The sequence below is a fragment of the Bacteroides stercorirosoris genome (genome assembly GCF_900142015.1).
Classification (GTDB): domain Bacteria; phylum Bacteroidota; class Bacteroidia; order Bacteroidales; family Bacteroidaceae; genus Bacteroides; species Bacteroides stercorirosoris.
Window position 1 is genome coordinate 1 of sequence record NZ_FQZN01000038.1, and the last position, 16,481, is coordinate 16,481.

Annotated in this window: 17 protein-coding genes and 1 tRNA gene; 6 read left to right on the forward strand and 12 right to left on the reverse strand. The window is 47.6% G+C overall.

Annotation, left to right across the window (positions count from 1 at the left end; all coding sequences use genetic code 11):
• The first annotated feature begins 407 nt into the window (after nucleotides 1–407).
• From BUC01_RS21020 to BUC01_RS21035, 4 genes are read left to right on the forward strand one after another with little or no spacing between them, the layout of a single operon-like run.
• A complete protein-coding gene (locus BUC01_RS21020) occupies nucleotides 408–1,346 on the forward strand; it encodes a caspase family protein (RefSeq protein WP_025833346.1) in 939 nt (312 codons plus the stop codon).
• Nucleotides 1,347–1,353: 7 nt separating this feature from the next.
• Complete coding sequence (locus BUC01_RS21025; protein WP_025833344.1) at nucleotides 1,354–1,938, forward strand: RNA polymerase sigma factor; 585 nt, start codon at nucleotides 1,354–1,356, stop codon at nucleotides 1,936–1,938.
• On the forward strand, nucleotides 1,935–2,549 hold the full coding sequence (locus tag BUC01_RS21030; RefSeq protein WP_025833342.1) for an anti-sigma factor family protein: 615 nt from the start codon (nucleotides 1,935–1,937) through the stop codon (nucleotides 2,547–2,549). The genes BUC01_RS21025 and BUC01_RS21030 overlap by 4 nt, the downstream gene beginning before the upstream one ends.
• A gap of 17 nt (nucleotides 2,550–2,566) precedes the next feature.
• On the forward strand, nucleotides 2,567–5,092 hold the full coding sequence (locus tag BUC01_RS21035; protein WP_073314769.1) for a CHAT domain-containing protein: 2,526 nt from the start codon (nucleotides 2,567–2,569) through the stop codon (nucleotides 5,090–5,092).
• A gap of 188 nt (nucleotides 5,093–5,280) precedes the next feature.
• Here the strand turns inward: BUC01_RS21035 and BUC01_RS21040 are convergent, their stop codons facing one another.
• The 11 genes from BUC01_RS21040 to BUC01_RS21090 form a co-directional block, all read right to left on the reverse strand.
• Nucleotides 5,281–6,525, reverse strand: coding sequence for a DUF4861 domain-containing protein (locus BUC01_RS21040; protein ID WP_073314771.1), 1,245 nt, complete (start codon nucleotides 6,523–6,525; stop codon nucleotides 5,281–5,283).
• A gap of 191 nt (nucleotides 6,526–6,716) precedes the next feature.
• The gene (locus BUC01_RS21045) at nucleotides 6,717–7,508 is read right to left on the reverse strand and encodes a gluconate 5-dehydrogenase (protein WP_025833336.1); all 792 of its coding nucleotides are present in this window, start codon (nucleotides 7,506–7,508) and stop codon (nucleotides 6,717–6,719) included.
• A gap of 70 nt (nucleotides 7,509–7,578) precedes the next feature.
• Nucleotides 7,579–8,421, reverse strand: a complete 843-nt coding sequence (gene kduI / locus BUC01_RS21050) for a 5-dehydro-4-deoxy-D-glucuronate isomerase (protein WP_025833335.1) — start codon at nucleotides 8,419–8,421, stop codon at nucleotides 7,579–7,581.
• 240 nt (nucleotides 8,422–8,661) lie between these two features.
• Nucleotides 8,662–8,735, reverse strand: a tRNA-Gln gene (locus BUC01_RS21055).
• A 103-nt stretch (nucleotides 8,736–8,838) separates the two neighbouring features.
• Complete coding sequence (gene tyrS, locus BUC01_RS21060; protein ID WP_025833333.1) at nucleotides 8,839–10,131, reverse strand: tyrosine--tRNA ligase; 1,293 nt, start codon at nucleotides 10,129–10,131, stop codon at nucleotides 8,839–8,841.
• A gap of 76 nt (nucleotides 10,132–10,207) precedes the next feature.
• On the reverse strand, nucleotides 10,208–10,837 hold the full coding sequence (locus tag BUC01_RS21065; RefSeq protein ID WP_073314774.1) for a TatD family hydrolase: 630 nt from the start codon (nucleotides 10,835–10,837) through the stop codon (nucleotides 10,208–10,210).
• Nucleotides 10,834–11,055, reverse strand: a complete 222-nt coding sequence (gene yidD / locus BUC01_RS21070) for a membrane protein insertion efficiency factor YidD (protein WP_025833327.1) — start codon at nucleotides 11,053–11,055, stop codon at nucleotides 10,834–10,836. Before yidD ends, BUC01_RS21065 begins: the two co-directional genes overlap by 4 nt.
• Nucleotides 11,052–11,435 (reverse strand): ribonuclease P protein component, encoded by a 384-nt coding sequence (gene rnpA, locus BUC01_RS21075; protein WP_025833326.1) that lies wholly within the window; start codon nucleotides 11,433–11,435, stop codon nucleotides 11,052–11,054. The genes yidD and rnpA overlap by 4 nt, the downstream gene beginning before the upstream one ends.
• Nucleotides 11,436–11,622: 187 nt before the next feature.
• A complete protein-coding gene (locus tag BUC01_RS21080) occupies nucleotides 11,623–12,375 on the reverse strand; it encodes a uroporphyrinogen-III synthase (RefSeq protein ID WP_025833325.1) in 753 nt (250 codons plus the stop codon).
• Between the two features lie 4 nt (nucleotides 12,376–12,379).
• Nucleotides 12,380–13,108, reverse strand: coding sequence for a DUF4271 domain-containing protein (locus BUC01_RS21085; protein WP_025833324.1), 729 nt, complete (start codon nucleotides 13,106–13,108; stop codon nucleotides 12,380–12,382).
• Nucleotides 13,105–13,692, reverse strand: a complete 588-nt coding sequence (locus BUC01_RS21090; protein WP_073314776.1) for an LOG family protein — start codon at nucleotides 13,690–13,692, stop codon at nucleotides 13,105–13,107. The genes BUC01_RS21085 and BUC01_RS21090 overlap by 4 nt, the downstream gene beginning before the upstream one ends.
• A 128-nt stretch (nucleotides 13,693–13,820) precedes the next feature.
• On the opposite strand from BUC01_RS21090, the gene BUC01_RS21095 reads away from it, so the two are divergent.
• On the forward strand, nucleotides 13,821–14,216 hold the full coding sequence (locus BUC01_RS21095; RefSeq protein WP_025833323.1) for a hypothetical protein: 396 nt from the start codon (nucleotides 13,821–13,823) through the stop codon (nucleotides 14,214–14,216).
• A gap of 15 nt (nucleotides 14,217–14,231) precedes the next feature.
• Here the strand turns inward: BUC01_RS21095 and BUC01_RS21100 are convergent, their stop codons facing one another.
• The gene (locus tag BUC01_RS21100; RefSeq protein WP_081795824.1) at nucleotides 14,232–14,702 is read right to left on the reverse strand and encodes a hypothetical protein; all 471 of its coding nucleotides are present in this window, start codon (nucleotides 14,700–14,702) and stop codon (nucleotides 14,232–14,234) included.
• A 113-nt stretch (nucleotides 14,703–14,815) separates the two neighbouring features.
• Between BUC01_RS21100 and BUC01_RS21105 the strand changes: the two genes are divergently transcribed.
• Nucleotides 14,816–16,480, forward strand: coding sequence for a tetratricopeptide repeat protein (locus BUC01_RS21105; protein ID WP_025833321.1), 1,665 nt, complete (start codon nucleotides 14,816–14,818; stop codon nucleotides 16,478–16,480).
• Nucleotide 16,481 lies beyond the last annotated feature (1 nt).

Here is a 16,481-nt window from a genome sequence, read left to right on the forward strand (position 1 = left end):
ACCTTGGAAGTAAACAATTTTAGGAATTAAATTATAGTGAGTAAACTTATTAAGTCATAACAACCGAAGTTGTCAACTAAAACCAGTACACATCAGGCACTGCAGTTCCAATGAAGTGAAACAACAGTTTCAATGGTGTGAAACAATAGTTCCAACCCTATGAAATAATTGTTTCAGTTAGATGAAACTAACATTCCAATTGTGAGGAACAGAGTTGCACTCCCCTTTCTATCCTATCCGAAAGAAAGTAGCTATTCATTCAAAAGAATATTCGCTGCACAACGATAATAATTGCGGACTCTGGAAAAAGCGCCACTCATACTCCACCTCAAAATAATTCAGCTCCAACTGCCACAAATATCCGATAAAAGACTATTTTTGCGCAGAGCAATCATTTCAATGAAAGAATGACAAAATACAGACTACTATTACGATACAGCCTTTTCATCTGCCTATGGCTGAATACCTTTACCGTCTCCGCCCAGACCAACCGGGCGCTGCTCGTCAACATATCGCATTATCCGGACGGAAACGGATGGGAAAATATCCATGCCGACAATGATGCCCGCCTGATGCATTCCCTGCTTGCTGCCTGTGGGTACCAAGAAACGGGCATCACCACCCTTACCGATGCTCAAGCCACCAAACGAGGCATCATCCGTGCCCTGCAAAACCTTTGCAACTCCACGCAAGCAGGCGACCATGTGCATCTGCACTTCTCCTGCCACGGCCAGCAGATGATGGACGACAACGGAGATGAAGAAGACGGACTGGACGAAGCCCTGATACCCTACGATGCCCTCTTCTGGTACGAGCCGGGAGAATATGAAGGCGAAAACCACCTGCGCGACGACGAACTTGGAGAATGGATACGCCGCCTGCGACGCAAGGCCGGAGCTGAAGGACACGTCACCGTGGTGCTGGACGCCTGTCACAGCGGCACGGGCAACCGCCTGCCGGAAGCTGATGATTATGTTCGCGGTACAGGCTATATCTTTGCCCCGGACGACTACGTGCCCACCGCAGGCAAACACCAGGAACTGAGCCTGCACCTGAAACAAGAAGCGGGACTTGCCCCAACAGTGGTTTTCAGTGCCTGCCTGGCAGATGAAATCAACTTCGAATACTTCGACACCCGGCAGTCGCGCTACTACGGACTGCTTACGTATGCTTTCTGCGAAGCAGCACGGGAAACGAAAAATACGTTCCTCAACGTCGACCGCTTCACCCTGTTGCTGAAACAAAAGATGCAAGCATTGACCGCCAACAAGAAGAAAAGAAAACAGACCCCCTACATGGAGTGTACAAACCCGCAGGATAGTTTTCGCCTCGGACTTAAACCTTGATACGCCTATGGGAATCATCGCACAACTACTCGGTAAAGGAAAAACCGGCCGCCAGGAAGAAGTAACCCGTTTATACGAGCTTTACAAACCGCCATTCCTATCGTTCCTCCGCAAATACTACGGCATAGACAAGGAGACGGCATGCGACTTATATCAGGAAAGTTTCATAACCTTATGCCAGAACGTGCGTGACGGCAAATATACAGAGGGCCAAGCCTCGCTGAAAACTTATCTTTTCGAGATAGGCAAGCGGAAAGCCTGCAACTGGATGCGCAGCAACAAGATGGAGCCGGAAGAGGAACAGAACCTCTTCTCCGAATGGATTGCCGCCAACGAAACGCCCCGGGAATGGAGGGAAGCCCAGGAGATAGCGGCACAATTAGTGCAGGAAACCGAAGAAATCTGCCGCCGCGTGCTTACCCTTTTCTACTGGGAACGCCTGCCGATGGCAGAAATAGCCCTGCGGATGAATTACAAAGATGCCGATGTAGCCAAAAACAAGAAAAGTTCCTGCCTCCGCCGCCTGACCTTCGAACTGCAAAAGAGACTGGAAACCATTGATATACACTGGAAAAGAAAGGAGAAGAAATGATAGATACGTACAGAGACAAACAGATAGACCGCTTCATCAACAACGAGATGGCGCCGGAAGAACGCGCAGTTTTCATCCGGGAACTGGAAACGGACGGGGAACTGCAACAACAAGTCAAGCTACGTGGCCTCCTGGCAGAAGCCGAAATCAGGGAAGCGGAAAAAGAAGCGCTCCGCACACTGACCGGAAATTCACGCAGGAAGCGTCTGCGAAGGCTCTGGAGCGGTGCGGCAGCAGCCATTGTGCTGGGCGTACTGTTCTTCGTCGGCAACAGTCACCGTTATGCTCCGGCAGACATTTTCCGGACTTATTACGTGGAACCGGTCATCGAACCATCAAGAGGTGGAAACGAAACCGCCGCCATACTCCACACCGCATCCGGCTATCTGAAGCAGGAACGCGCACAAGATGCCATTGCCTTGCTGACGCCTCAAATACTCGATTCGGAGTATGGAGAAGAAGCCGAATGGTTATTGCTTTGTGCATATCTGTACGACAACAACCGGGAAAAAGCCAAAGTAACAGCGGAAGCCATCAGCCGGAAAGACGGACTGTATGCAACGGAAGCTGCTGCCATTCTGAAACAACTAAATGAGAAATACCTGTTCTAAAACAATCACCAACTACTATGGCACGATACATCACGGGAATATTCATCCTACTGCTGGCAAACATCATGCCCCTACAGGCGCAGCGCAAAGAGCCTGAAGTAAAAGCCTGCGAACGCCAGATAGAAAAGCTTCGCAAAGCCCCCGACAACATCACCTTTGCAAGAGAACTTCACCGAACGGCACTCTACTGCTTCAACAGGGGTATGTACGATGAAGCCGCATTGCTCGCTTCGCTCACCGTCCCCTTCAACGTGCAGGCCAAAGATTCCATCGGCAAACTGCTGCTACCCGCCCTGATACAGTCTTTTTCCTTCAAGGAAGAAGACATGGACTACAGCAATTCTCTGAGCGAAGACAGCTACAACGCATACGCCCGGCTGGCAAACGCATACACACTGGTGGCAGAAAGCATGATGCACAATGCCCATCTCCGCGGTCATGTCGAGCAAATGCTCAAATCCGCCCTAAGCCTATACAGATTTGCGGACGCCAAGTATAATAAGGCCAAGGCTTACACCTTGCAGGGGGATTATTACTATCAGGAGAAACGATATGCCGACGCAATCAAATCCTTCAGGAAAGCTGCCGAACTGGGCGAGAAGGCATTCATGGAGTTCGAATTGGAAGAATTAAAGAACAGATGGATCATGGCGCTCATCCAACACGGGAAATATAAAGACGCGGAGAAAGTGCTCGGTGAAATAAGAGAAACAGATACCCCCACCCGGACTATAACCGGACTCAAGGATGCCCTATGCAACCGCGCCTGCATAGCCATCATGAAGAAGGACTACGCCACCGCCGAAGCTCTGCGTAAGGAAGCCGGCAGGAGATATCATGAATCGATGAATTCGATGGACTTCTACAGGCTGAACGTCCTGCGCAACTTCTTCGACAGCTTTACGCTCGTAGCCCGCTGCTACGAACACCAGAACGAAATCGGCCAAAGTCTCCAGACTTATCGGGAGATGAAAGAATGTCTTATCAACACATTAGGCCTTTATATACCTTATTATATAGATCTGGACCGCACCAACATGCTCAACCTCTTCCAGCCCTGGTATGACGAAATGCAGACCTTCGCCTACCGGCATATCAGCCACGGAGGCATGGCGGAATTCATGTACGGCAACGCCCAACTGATGAAGCAGTTCTTCCTGGTATCGCCTACCATATACAATCCAAAGATGATCTCCATGCAAGGTGACGAATACCTGCGGGAACTCAGCCGAAGACAGTCCAAACTCATGCTGACGGAAGATGCCATGAACGTGCACCTCAAGGGAGACTACCTGCCCCATATACTGAGCAATATGCGCTCCATGGCACTGAGCAGGGAAGCTGTGACATACGTACTGGAGAACGTGGACAAACCTTACCACTGCATTACCGAATGGGAATCGGTGCGTAAGATTATAGCAGCCGACGCAGAAGTGATGGTGGAATTCGTCTTGATACACCGCCCCGACAACGGTGCGCGGCAATATGCCGCACTCGTCTTTACGGAGGTGGACAAAGCTCCGCACTTTGTCCCGCTTTGCGATGAAGAACCGTTAAGAACGGCCCTCAATGACATCGATCATGACCGGCGGAACGACTTCATTCTGAAAAATATCTGGAAGCCCATACAGGCTCATTTCGGCGAGCGGGCCGTGATTTCCCTCTACCCCACTGGGCTACTGAGCACTGTCCCTCTTGCCGGAATAGTGGACGACAATAATGCGTACCTGTGCAATGACTATGTATTATCGTTCTATCTCTGTGCCACCGACAGGCTGATGAAGAAATATCATTTATATCCGGAGAAGAAACCGGCCGTCCTGTTTGGCGCGGCGGACTACGGACTCCCGCCCTCCAAACTGGAGAACCCGGTACGGGGACAAGGGTTTCACTACCTGCCATCTTCCAAAAGGGAAATAACATCCGTCTCCGCCCTACTGAAGGAGAAAGGATGCCAGGTAGAAGTATTTTCCGGAAGACAAGCGACGGAAACCGCATTCAGGGATTTATCCGCCCGGAAAGAGTCACCGTTCATACTCCACATTTCCACACATGGCTTCTATCTGCCCTACGACCCGGACATTAAAAACAAAGGTCTGAATCAGGAAGGGAAAAGCGGCTATTACAACCCGCTCCTACGCACCGGACTGGCTCTATCGGGCGCAAGCACAGCATGGAAAGATTCTGCCTCGCTGAACCTGCCGGATGACGGTCTGCTCACTGCTTACGAGATATTCGGCATGAGTCTGCTGAATACAGAGTTGGTAGTACTATCTGCCTGCAACACCGGATTGGGTGAAATACGTGACGGAGAAGGTGTTTACGGACTCCAACGAGCTTTCCGCTCAGCCGGAGCAAGAAACATGATTATGACTTTGGCGGAAGTGCCGGATAAGGAAACAGCAGAATTCATGTCGCTGTTTTATCAGAACTGGAAATTGAAGACATCCAAACGAAAAGCTTTCATTACAGCACAATGGGAAATGGTGAAAAGATATCCGAAGGAACCGGAGAAATGGGCATACTTCGTGCTGGTTGAATAAGTTTCACCACAAAGGACACAGATTGTGAGTTATAAGACTAAAACGGTGCAGTAATGAGTTTTCACCACAGAGTAACACAGAGTCTCACGGAGTTCTATTCTTTTGATTTCAAATTGATAAACTCTGTGAGACTCTGTGTTACTCTGTGGTGAATTAATTCATAACCCTACAGAAATGAGGTAAAGTGATTACTTTACCGTTACCGTCAGCGGGTTACGTACCTTCTGAGCATAGTTTGCCATATATGCATTCCATGCTTCCGGAGTCTTGATGTCGGCTTTGTCCCAAGCGGCACCCCAGTAATAAACATATTCTGAACCCGGCTCATAATCGCTGATAGCCAGTACGTGACCATCTGCACCGCCACGCAGCTCGTTCTTTTCCTTTTCGGGGAAGAGCAGAGACTTAGCTTCCTTCACTGTAGCGGGGAAAGCAGCGCCTACGAAAATCTTACCGTTATTATTGTTCACATTGTCCGTCGGGTCTACATAAGTAATGTAACCGTTAGCGGCATCAGCCACAACGGCACCATCCGGCTCATGCAAAACGATACCGGCAGCTACCGGAGTCGTTTCTTTCAGATTATCATAAGTAACGACTGTCTTGTTCAGATGAGAACCTGCATCCAGTGTGATGACACGTGTTTCAATCACCGTAGAGTCACCCTTGACATTCAGCGGATTGTAGACCAGTTTCACCGTGAAACGCAGCGGGCCATTATCCAGGATATCCTGTGTGGCATAGCAATACGGATAAACGATCTCACCGTCGGGCATCAGAGCAGCAGTACCGCCACCCAGCGTAGGACCTACTTTATAGCAGTCCAGACCATTTCCATGGTCTACGTGATAAGAAACCGAATGATACAATTCCTGTGCAGCTTTCGGATCAGTCTTCTTCAATTCAGCAATCTTAGCTTTGGTCTCCGGATTCAGTTCACCTGCATAACGGGCTTCTACAACCGGTTCGGTCGTATTGTACTTCGTCCATACATCATATCCGAAAGCACGTTCGCCAGTCTTCTGCAGAGCAGGACCATACGTACGGAAAGCAACCAGGTCGTTCTCCCAGGCTACGTCGTCCACACGCTCAGGATAATATTTTCCGCAAGCCTTTACTGCAAACGCTTCCGGCGTACCTGCCTGGATAGTGTAAGTAGCCGTACCGTTAGCTGCCACACTTGCCGGGAAGATAACCTTTTCATCATACGTAATCTGATAAGGGACTTGTTGCCCGTCAGCATTCAGAACCACAATCTGAGCGGTGTCAGCCAGCTTCAGCTGGTTGGTGATGTCGCTCATGGCCACTTCGACCATTTCATTGGAACGCTCCATTGCCAAAGGATTGTTTACCGTTACAGTAACCACATCCTTCGTATTAGTGCAAGCAAAACAGAATAATACTGTTGCCACTAAAAGAAATAACTTTTTCATATTGCTTAATCAATTTGCTTTTTAGTCAACAAGGTCTCAGAGAAACGCCTCTCAGTTGACAAGGCTTCAGGGAACAAGTTGACAAAGAAAAGATATTAGTGTAAAGCAAACAAGGTTTCAGCCCCAAGTCAGCCGGAAGGGGTGTTCCCTCCTCAACAACTTGTTCCTGAAACCTTGTCCACTAATTATTATTAAGGTTGTTTACCGATGTAAGCCAGAATACCACCGTCTACGTAGAGTACGTGGCCGTTTACGAAGTCAGAAGCGTCGGAAGCCAGGAATACGGCAGGACCCATCAAATCTTCAGGAGTACCCCAACGTGCAGCCGGAGTCTTGGCAACGATGAATGCATCGAACGGATGACGTGATCCGTCAGCTTGCGGTTCGCGAAGCGGTGCAGTCTGCGGAGTAGCGATGTAGCCCGGGCCGATACCATTACACTGGATGTTGTATTCACCGTACTCGGAAGCGATGTTACGGGTCAGCATCTTCAGTCCACCCTTGGCGGCAGCATAAGCAGATACAGTCTCACGACCCAGCTCGCTCATCATAGAGCAGATGTTGATAATCTTACCGTGACCTTTTTTAATCATAGAAGGGATAACAGCTTTTGATACGATGAACGGAGCGTTCAAATCGACGTCAATCACCTGACGGAATTCAGAAGCTTTCATTTCGTGCATCGGGATACGTTTGATGATACCTGCATTGTTCACCAGAATATCAATTACGCCCACTTCTTTCTCAATCTGGGCAACCATAGCATTCACCTGGTCTTCGTTCGTCACGTCGCATACATAACCTTTAGCATCGATGCCTTCAGCCTTGTAAGCAGCCAGACCTTTGTCTACCAGTTCTTGTTTGATGTCGTTGAACACGATTTTTGCACCGGCTTGCGCGTATGCGGTTGCCAAAGCAAAACCAATTCCGTAAGAAGCACCGGTTACGAGTGCTACCTTGCCTTCTAATGAAAAGTTTACCATAAATTTATTTACTTAGGTTTAAAAATTACTTGTTTCTTAATTACGATTCAGATTCGCAGTTTACTCAATATTATTTCAGGTCGGTAATCAAAGAGAAGTCCTGATCTCCATAGTCGAGGTTTTCACCGCCCATACCCCAGATAAAGGTATAGTTGTGAGTAGCCGCGGCAGAGTGGATGGACCATTCGGGAGACAATACAGCCTGGTCGCCCTTCATCCAGATGTGGCGGGTTTCGTCAACTTCGCCCATGAAGTGGCAGACAGCTTGGTCTGCAGGTACTTCAAAGTAGAAGTATGCTTCCATACGGCGGCTGTGAACGTGTGCCGGCATTGTATTCCATACGCTGCCCGGAGCAAGTTCCGTCATACCCATCTGCAACTGGCAGGTAGGCAACACCTGATTCACCAGCATCTTATTTATATTACGGTGATTGGAGCCTTCCAGACTACCCATTTCAGCAACTACGGCATCAGCTTTCGTCACTTTCTTGTCAGGATAGTTACGGTGGGCGGTCAGAGAGTTGAAGTAGAACTTGGCAGGATTCTTTTCGTCCTTGCTTTCGAAAGTCACTTCGCGGTCACCCGAACCCAGGTAGAGAGCTTCTTTAAAATCCAATTCGAATACAGCGTCACCGGCTTTCACTACACCGGGACCGCCTACATTATAAATACCCATTTCACGACGGGTCAGGAAGAAAGGAGCCTTCAACGGATCAATAGCTTCCAGTTTCAACACTTCGCCCACGGGCATTGCACCACCCACAACCATACGGTCGTACATGGAATATACCATATTTACTTCGTTAGCAGAGAAAACCTTTTCGATAAGAAAATCACGACGGATGCGTTTGGTATCATAACTTTTTGCATCTTCGGGATGCGCTGCATAGCGAATTTCATAGTTCGTTTTCATAATTCTATTACGTTTTAAAGTTTATAATAATCGGTTATTGGCATACCTCGTTTACGTACACGATGCAAATGTAGCAAAAGAAAACGGAGAAACATTGCGTTTTTGTACCAATTATGTAGTATTATTGTTCAAATGGACGAAAAAGAGGAAATCTTTAACAGAAAATAATACAATAGAGAAGGATATCAGAGTTATTCCAAACAAAAAAGCCCCGAAAGATTTCTCTTTCAGGGCTTTCTCTGGTTGGACTACCAAGATTCGAACTTGGACAAACAGAACCAAAACCTGTTGTGCTACCATTACACCATAGTCCAAACTTATGCGCTTTCTGTTAAAAAGCGGTGCAAAGATAGAAGTATGCCCCGAAATATCCAAATATTTCGGGGCATTTTTTCATATTTGCTACTAATTAGCCCTTTATTTGGCAATAATCAGATAGTAGTTCTTCTTTCCACGCTGCACAAGCAGGTATTTTTCATCCAAAAGGTCAGCAGAGGTAATCACCTGGTCGAAGGCTTCCAGCTTCTCTTTGTTGAGAGAAACACCACCACCTTGCACCAACTTACGCATCTCGCCTTTGGAAGCGAAGACAGCCGCGTTCTCAGTGAACAGGTCGACAGCCTTCACACCGGCAGCCACAGCATCCTTAGACACTTCGAACTGGGGGACACCTTCGAATACAGCCAGCAGGGTGTCTTCATCCAGCTTCTTCAGAGCATCGGAAGTAGCATTGCCGAACAAGATATTGGACGCATCCACCGCCGCATTGTAATCTTCTTCTGAGTGAACCATGATGGTCACTTCTTTCGCCAGACGCTTCTGAAGCACACGCAAGTGCGGTGCAGCTTCGTGCTCAGCCGTCAGAGCCTCGATTTCCTCTCTTGACAGAGAAGTGAATATCTTGATGTAGCGTGCCGCATCAGCATCGCTCACGTTCAACCAGAACTGATAGAATTTATAGGGAGAAGTATAACGGGGATCGAGCCAGATATTGCCGGACTCGGTCTTGCCGAATTTACCGCCGTCAGCTTTCGTAATCAACGGACTGGTCAGCGCAAACACTTCACCGCCATTTGTGCGGCGAATCAGCTCGGCACCTGTGGTGATGTTGCCCCATTGGTCGGAACCACCCATTTGCAGCTTGCAACCTTTGGTTTCATACAGATGCAGGAAGTCATAGCCTTGCAGCAACTGATAAGTGAACTCCGTGAAGGACAGACCGTCACGAGCCTCACCGTTCAGGCGTTTCTTCACAGAATCTTTCGCCATCATATAGTTTACGGTGATGTGCTTACCTACCTCACGTGCAAAGTCAAGGAAAGTGAAGTTCTTCATCCAGTCGTAGTTATTCACAAGTTCGGCACGGTTAGGAGCATCGGATTCGAAATCCAGGAATTTGCTCAACTGTCTCTTCATGCCATCCAGATTACGTTGCAGAATCTCTTCTGTGAGCAGGTTGCGTTCCGCCGACTTACCGGAAGGGTCACCAATCATCCCCGTAGCACCGCCGATCAGTGCCATCGGCTTGTGTCCGCAACGTTGGAAATGACGCAGTATCATTACGCTACAAAGGTGTCCAATGTGCAATGAGTCCGCCGTAGGGTCAAAACCGATATATGCGGTCACTTGTTCCTTAGCCAGAAGTTCTTCCGTACCAGGCATCATATCGTGGAGCATGCCACGCCATCTCAATTCTTCTACAAAATTCATCGAATGATTAACTATTTAAATATTTGATATACTTTGTAATTGCAAAAGTACGACTCTTTATCTGAACATACAACTCTTATCGCCTAAAAAAGATTTCGTCCACATTCCTCCGAATCGTCTCCCTGAGTTCCTCCAGAGGAATTTCGCGGACTTCAGCCGCCCGCTCATAAAGCCTGCCGACAGGCATCGTACTTTCATCCGTCTCTATAAACAGCCGCTCCGGCGGCACTATACGCAATGCTTCTTCCTGATACCTTTCACCGAAAGAAAGGTAGAAGCCATGCCGGAGATATTCTTCCGCCAAAGCCGCTTTTCCGCGAAAACCATGAATAATCCACGGTTTCATCGGATGCAGCCTCCGCCTCAGCTTCAGAAGTTCATCCACGGCTTTCACCAAATGTATGACAAGCGGTTTGTCTATTTCTTCCGCCAGACGCGCCTGGAACTCAAAAATCTTTATCTGTAGAGGCAAAGGAGCCTCAACCAATTTATCCAACCCAGCCTCACCTACAGCCAATACCTGGGGATGATGCAACAATTCTTCAAAATGCGCAGTCACGTCGCTCAAAGTAATGCGCCACGGATGTATCCCCACAGAATACCAACCACCCGCTTGCGGAACAAACGTTTCGGGGAAACAGTTCACAATTGCCTCTCCGGGCACCTGTGGCTGTCTGTGCGTATGTATATCAACTGGGATTTTCATGGAACAGGGTCATATCCGGAACCTCCCCAGGGATGGCAACGCAGGATGCGTCTGACCGCCAGATACAATCCTTTGAAAGGCCCATGTTTCTTTATTGCCTCAACGGCATATTGCGAACAAGTGGGAGTGAAACGGCATGAGGGGGAAGTCAGGGGTGAAATGCACTTCTGATAGAAATAGATGGGCAGCAACAGCAGATATGAAAGCAGCTTTTTCATAAGGATACCTGCTCCTTGATGCGCGCCAACGCAATCTTCATTCTTTCTTCTATCTCCGCCGAATCGGTCAGCCGGTCCGAAAGATAGATAAAAGCCATAGCAAGTTGTTGTTCCTTATCCTGAAGCACCTGCAACAGTTCATGTTTGTTTTTCCGGTATGCCTCACGTATCTGGCGTTTCACGCGGTTGCGCTTCACCGCCCGTTTAAAACGGCGCTTCGACACACTGACGAGAATGGAGACAGGAGCTTCCAGCCCTTCCACCGGCAGATATACCACGCGCAGAGGGAAGACGGAAAATGAGCGGGAACCACCCGCAAACATCTTCTCAATAACTTTCTTCTTGTCCAGTCGTTCGGACTTGCACAGGGTGTTGGGCATGATGGGGAAGTTATTAGTTATTTAGTTATTAGTTATTTGCTATGGAGGGAGAAATAATAAATTACGAGCTACAAATGTTTGGGGCATAAAAGCACAACCACTTGCAGCTCGTAATCTATAGCTTTAAAGTTATCATCACCAAGCCATCAGCAAATAACCAATAACTTAATAACTGATAACTCTCTTCTCACTTTCCTTTATTGTTCTCCTTAATAAACATATCCAGCGCTGCCGTCATAGACGGAGCCTGTACACTGGGAGCTTCCAGGTCAAGGCGGAGTCCGGCATCACGCACTGCCTGTGCGGTAGTGGAACCAAACGTACCGATCTTGATTTCCCTTTGTTGGAAATCAGGGAAGTTCTTCTTCAAAGAAGTCACCCCTGCCGGGCTAAAGAATACCAGCATGTCATAGTCAAACTCTTCTTCTGAAGTAAAGTCATTACTTACAGTGCGATACATTACAGCTTCCGCATGTTGTATCTTGTTCTTTTCTAAGAGATTCTTAATCTCATCTGTGTGCACATCAGACATCGGAACCAAATACTTTTCAGTCTTATGCTTGATGATGGAAGGCAACAAGTCTTCAAACTTTCCAGTATTTCCAAAGAAAATCTTACGCTTACGGTACTGCACATACTTCTGGATATACAAGGCAACGGCTTCCGTAACGCAGAAATATTTCATAGTTTCCGGTATGGTCACACGCAATTCTGTACACAAGTGGAAGAAATGGTCAATGGCATGACGCGATGTGAAGATTACTGCGGTATAGTCCAGAATAGAAATTTTCTGTTGTCTGAACTCTTTGGCAGATACACTTTCCACCTTAATGAACGGGCGAAAATCGATTTTCACACCGTACTTCTCTGCAATGTCGTAGTAAGGAGATTTCTCTGATGCCGGTTTCGGCTGCGACACAAGTACTTTCTTAATTTTCAACGTCCTAAAATTTTATTATCAAATAATCATTTAGTTGTAACACACCCTGATACACAATGAAACAAGGTATGATTTCAAGGGCACAAAAGTACAACATTAAAAGCAAAATGCCATATAAATTGCCACAAAAAAGCTTTATCCACTTATAAAACATCAATATTTTAGTAAAAAACACCAGAAATAAACCAATTATCACAGTTGATAACAAACTCAAATCGAAGTAAACGAGAAACAAAGCGAAGGGAAAAAGGGCAAATCCGATGTAATAAAGTAACGTAGAATAAGACTCCATCCAAAGGCTGGTGCGGCTTGCGTCAAAAAAAATCCAACCCAGAAAGGAATAAGTCAGCCACTTCAGAAAAAGATAAAGCAAACACACCGCAAGATATGTCCCGAGCAGGACGTAAGGAGGGATGCGCTCTCCCAGTTCCGGACGGACGTCTACAAAGTAATTGAAGGTGCAAACGGCTGCCAACACGCAAGTCTGCAAGATGAGCAGCAACATATAGCGCATATCTGTGGCAGTGGTAGCGGCAAAGATACTGGTCCGTTCGCGGTTGAGCAGGAAATCTTTCGCCAATTGCACCAGGAACTTGCGGCTACGGGACAATACATAAGCAGACATGAAGAAACAGCACAGCAAGAGTATGGTGACTCCGTCGTCCAGCTTAGGGGAATAAGGAATAGGTACTCCCTCAAAACCCGTCATCCATGTCAGCAGCAGCCCGATCATATTGCCGCAAACTTACGTATGGAACTATCCCAGACGGGAGTGGTATGTATCAATTCGACAGCTTCCTGCGGGGTCTCCGCCACGTGCCAGATGGCTCCGTGTTGCTGGCGCATGAAATTCTCGTCTATGGCACTCTGCATCATCTCAAACAGGGGGTCGAAATAACCACGGGTGTTGAGGATGACAATAGGGTTGAGATAGAGGCCAAGCTGTTTCCAAGTGATGATTTCCAGCAATTCCTCCAGCGTACCGCACCCGCCGGGCAAAGCGATGACGGCATCGCTCAAATCCGCCATTTTCTGTTTGCGCTGATGCATATTCTCCACCTCTATCATTTCTGTCAGCCCTTTATGGTGCCAACCTTGCTCCACCATGAAGCGGGGAATAACACCGGTCACTTCTCCGCCCGCAGCCAGTACGGCATCAGAAGTGGCACTCATCAGGCCGATGCCACCCGCACCGTTTATCAGGCGAATGCGGCGTTGTCCCAACAAAGTGCCCAATTCGCGGGCAGCTTCAAAATAGGTGGGATCTATTTTAGTGCTCGAAGCACAATATACACATACGGAAGTTATCTTATTCATGGAAATTGCTCTACCTTATATTTAATAATGAGTGCAAAGGTAGAGATTTTCAGCGATATCTTAAAAATATCACTAACTTTGTAATCAGTTTACAACCTTTTCAAGCAACATTATAAAAACAAAGAATTATGATCAAGCAAGATTACCTGATACGAATGATCCAGGAGATCATCACTTTGATTGTCAACGCCCTGCTCCGGAAGAAAAAGTATCGCTGGAATGAGTGGGTAGAATACGACGGCCTGAGCAGGCAGATTCTCGGGTTTCCTACCGACCAACTGATGAGCATGAATACCCAGGAACTGATTGACCGGTATAAAGGTGACCCCAATGAAATGGGAAAAATAGAGCTTGCCGCCATGACCATGCTGAAAATATCGGATGAAATGGAAGCGGACGACCTTCTGCGAAAATCAAAACTTCACCAGGACGGACTTGAATTGCTAAAGTACGTGCAAAAGGAAAGCAATAGCTTCTCTATACAGCGGGTACAATTAATCGGGATGCTGGAAGCGAATGAATAAAGAACGGGTGGAAGTTTACTTCACAACCACCAGATCACCTTCCGAAAACCCGACCGTGATGTGCTTCACCCGGAATAAACTTATTCCACCCAATTCATCCTTCAGTTCTTTCAGCACATCCACCATGCCTTTCAGCACATCCTCCCACGGAATCTTGCTTGAAAGCTGCAAATCGTCGCAGTTCCTCTCCTTCGGCTCGAAGTCTTCCTCGCATGCCCAGTCATCATCTTCGGCATCGTATTGTTCCGAGCCAATCAGTTCAAGCGTATAGCAGCTTACGTTATCTTCGTCCACCGCTTCCCATACGTTGAAGTTCAGCGCCACGATATCATCCGGCAGGGTTTCATGCGCATCAACGTACAGAATCCACCGACGCACAATATCCTTTACCTTCGGTTTATCGAAGGTTTCCATAGGAGCAAGCAGAGCTTGCGAATCCGGAATCTCCTCGTTTCCCCCGAAAAGGGAGAACAGCTTCTTTAGCATATTACTCATTCTTAGTCTATTCAAAAAAACATACCGACAACCACTTTGAATCTGCAAAGGTAATGACAAACCATAAATATATAGTATCTTTGCCCCAATAAATACCGACAATCATGAAGCATCTTACACTCTTGCTCCTCATTCTCTCATTATCATCATGCAACTACCATAAGCAAGCAAATGATATAATAGACAGGGCCGAAGCCATTGTCTCCCATAATCCGGACAATGCCCTTATCCTTCTGCAATCCATACACGAACCGGAAGCGCTGACCGACTCCGTACTGGCAAAATACTGGCTGGTAAACGGACAGGCACACTACAACAGCAATCGCTCCACAGCGGAAGACTCCCTACTAAAATACACGCTGGACTATTACAAAGAGCACCATGATATTATACGAACAACCCAGGCATACAAACTGTTCGCACAACACCTCTGGTGGAAAGGCGACCGGACGGGAGCCGCAAACCTTCTGCGCGAAGGAATAGAAACCGCACGGGCAGCGCAAGATAGTGCCTGCACCATCCAGCTGCTAAGATCCAGCGCCATCCAAAGTACGGGAGATGAGAACTTTGAGGACGCCGTGAAATACCTGAAAGAATTGCTGGCGGCAGACAGAAATGCCCCGGACACTTATGTAACTTACAACATGCTGGGCATCACCTATTATTATCTCCAGCAGAAAGACTCCTCTTTATTTTACCTGCAAAAAGCCTGCGAAGCAGCCGCCCATCCTAACTATGCCCTCAACTCATGGGGACTTATATCACGAAACTATGCGGACATTCTCAGCGACTTCGGCGAGCACCGCCAGGCAATCGACATCCAGCGCGAAGTTCTCCGCCGCTATCTTGCAGCAAACGATAAGTACACCACACTCTCTTACAGCGCCCTGGGCAGGTATTACCTGAATCTTCACCAGATGGATTCGGCGAGATACTACATGCAGAAGAGCAAGGACACCCACCTGCCTTACATCGACCAGGACTTGTCGTTGAGCAATTACTACCTCATTCAGAACACCCTGATGCAATATATTTCCACTAATCAGTTCCTTATAAAAGATATCACCCTCTTCTCCAACCGGATGCTTGAGGACTTCCTCAACCGGATGCTTGAGGACTTCCTCAACCGGGAGAAAGTGATTGCCGAAAAGAATGAGTCCAAACGGGTACTGGAACAGCGAAACCTCCGCCTGTCCATCGCCAAGCAACGGGAACAGATGTTGCTCATCATTATATTGCTGGTCGTTACTCTGGCCGCGGTTCTCGTAGCGTTCTACATCCAGCGGAGAAAGAAATTGCTGGAAGAAAAAGAAGAAGAACTGGACACCTTGAAACACCTATGGGCCGACGTTGAGAAGGCGAACAACGAAAATGACCAGTTCTTCAAGAAAATCCTGCTCCAGCAAATGGGCATCATACGCATGGTTGCCACCAACCCCACGCCAAACAACCAAGAGTTTCTGTCGCAGATGACACGTATCACCCAAGAAGATATCCCCTCGGACGACCTGCTGGTTTGGGAAGACCTCTATAAAGTGATTGATTCCATATACGGCAACTTCTACACGCACATCTTCACCCGCTTTGGCAATGCGCTGAACGAACGCGAGCTACAACTCTGCTGCCTACTGAAAGCCAACTTTTCAACGAAAGAAATCAGCGTAGTCACCCAGCAGAGTGTGCGCACGGTTTATCAGCGGAAAACAACCATCCGCCAAAAGCTGAATATGGACGAGAAAGAGGACATAGCCGATTTCCTCAGCCGGTAAA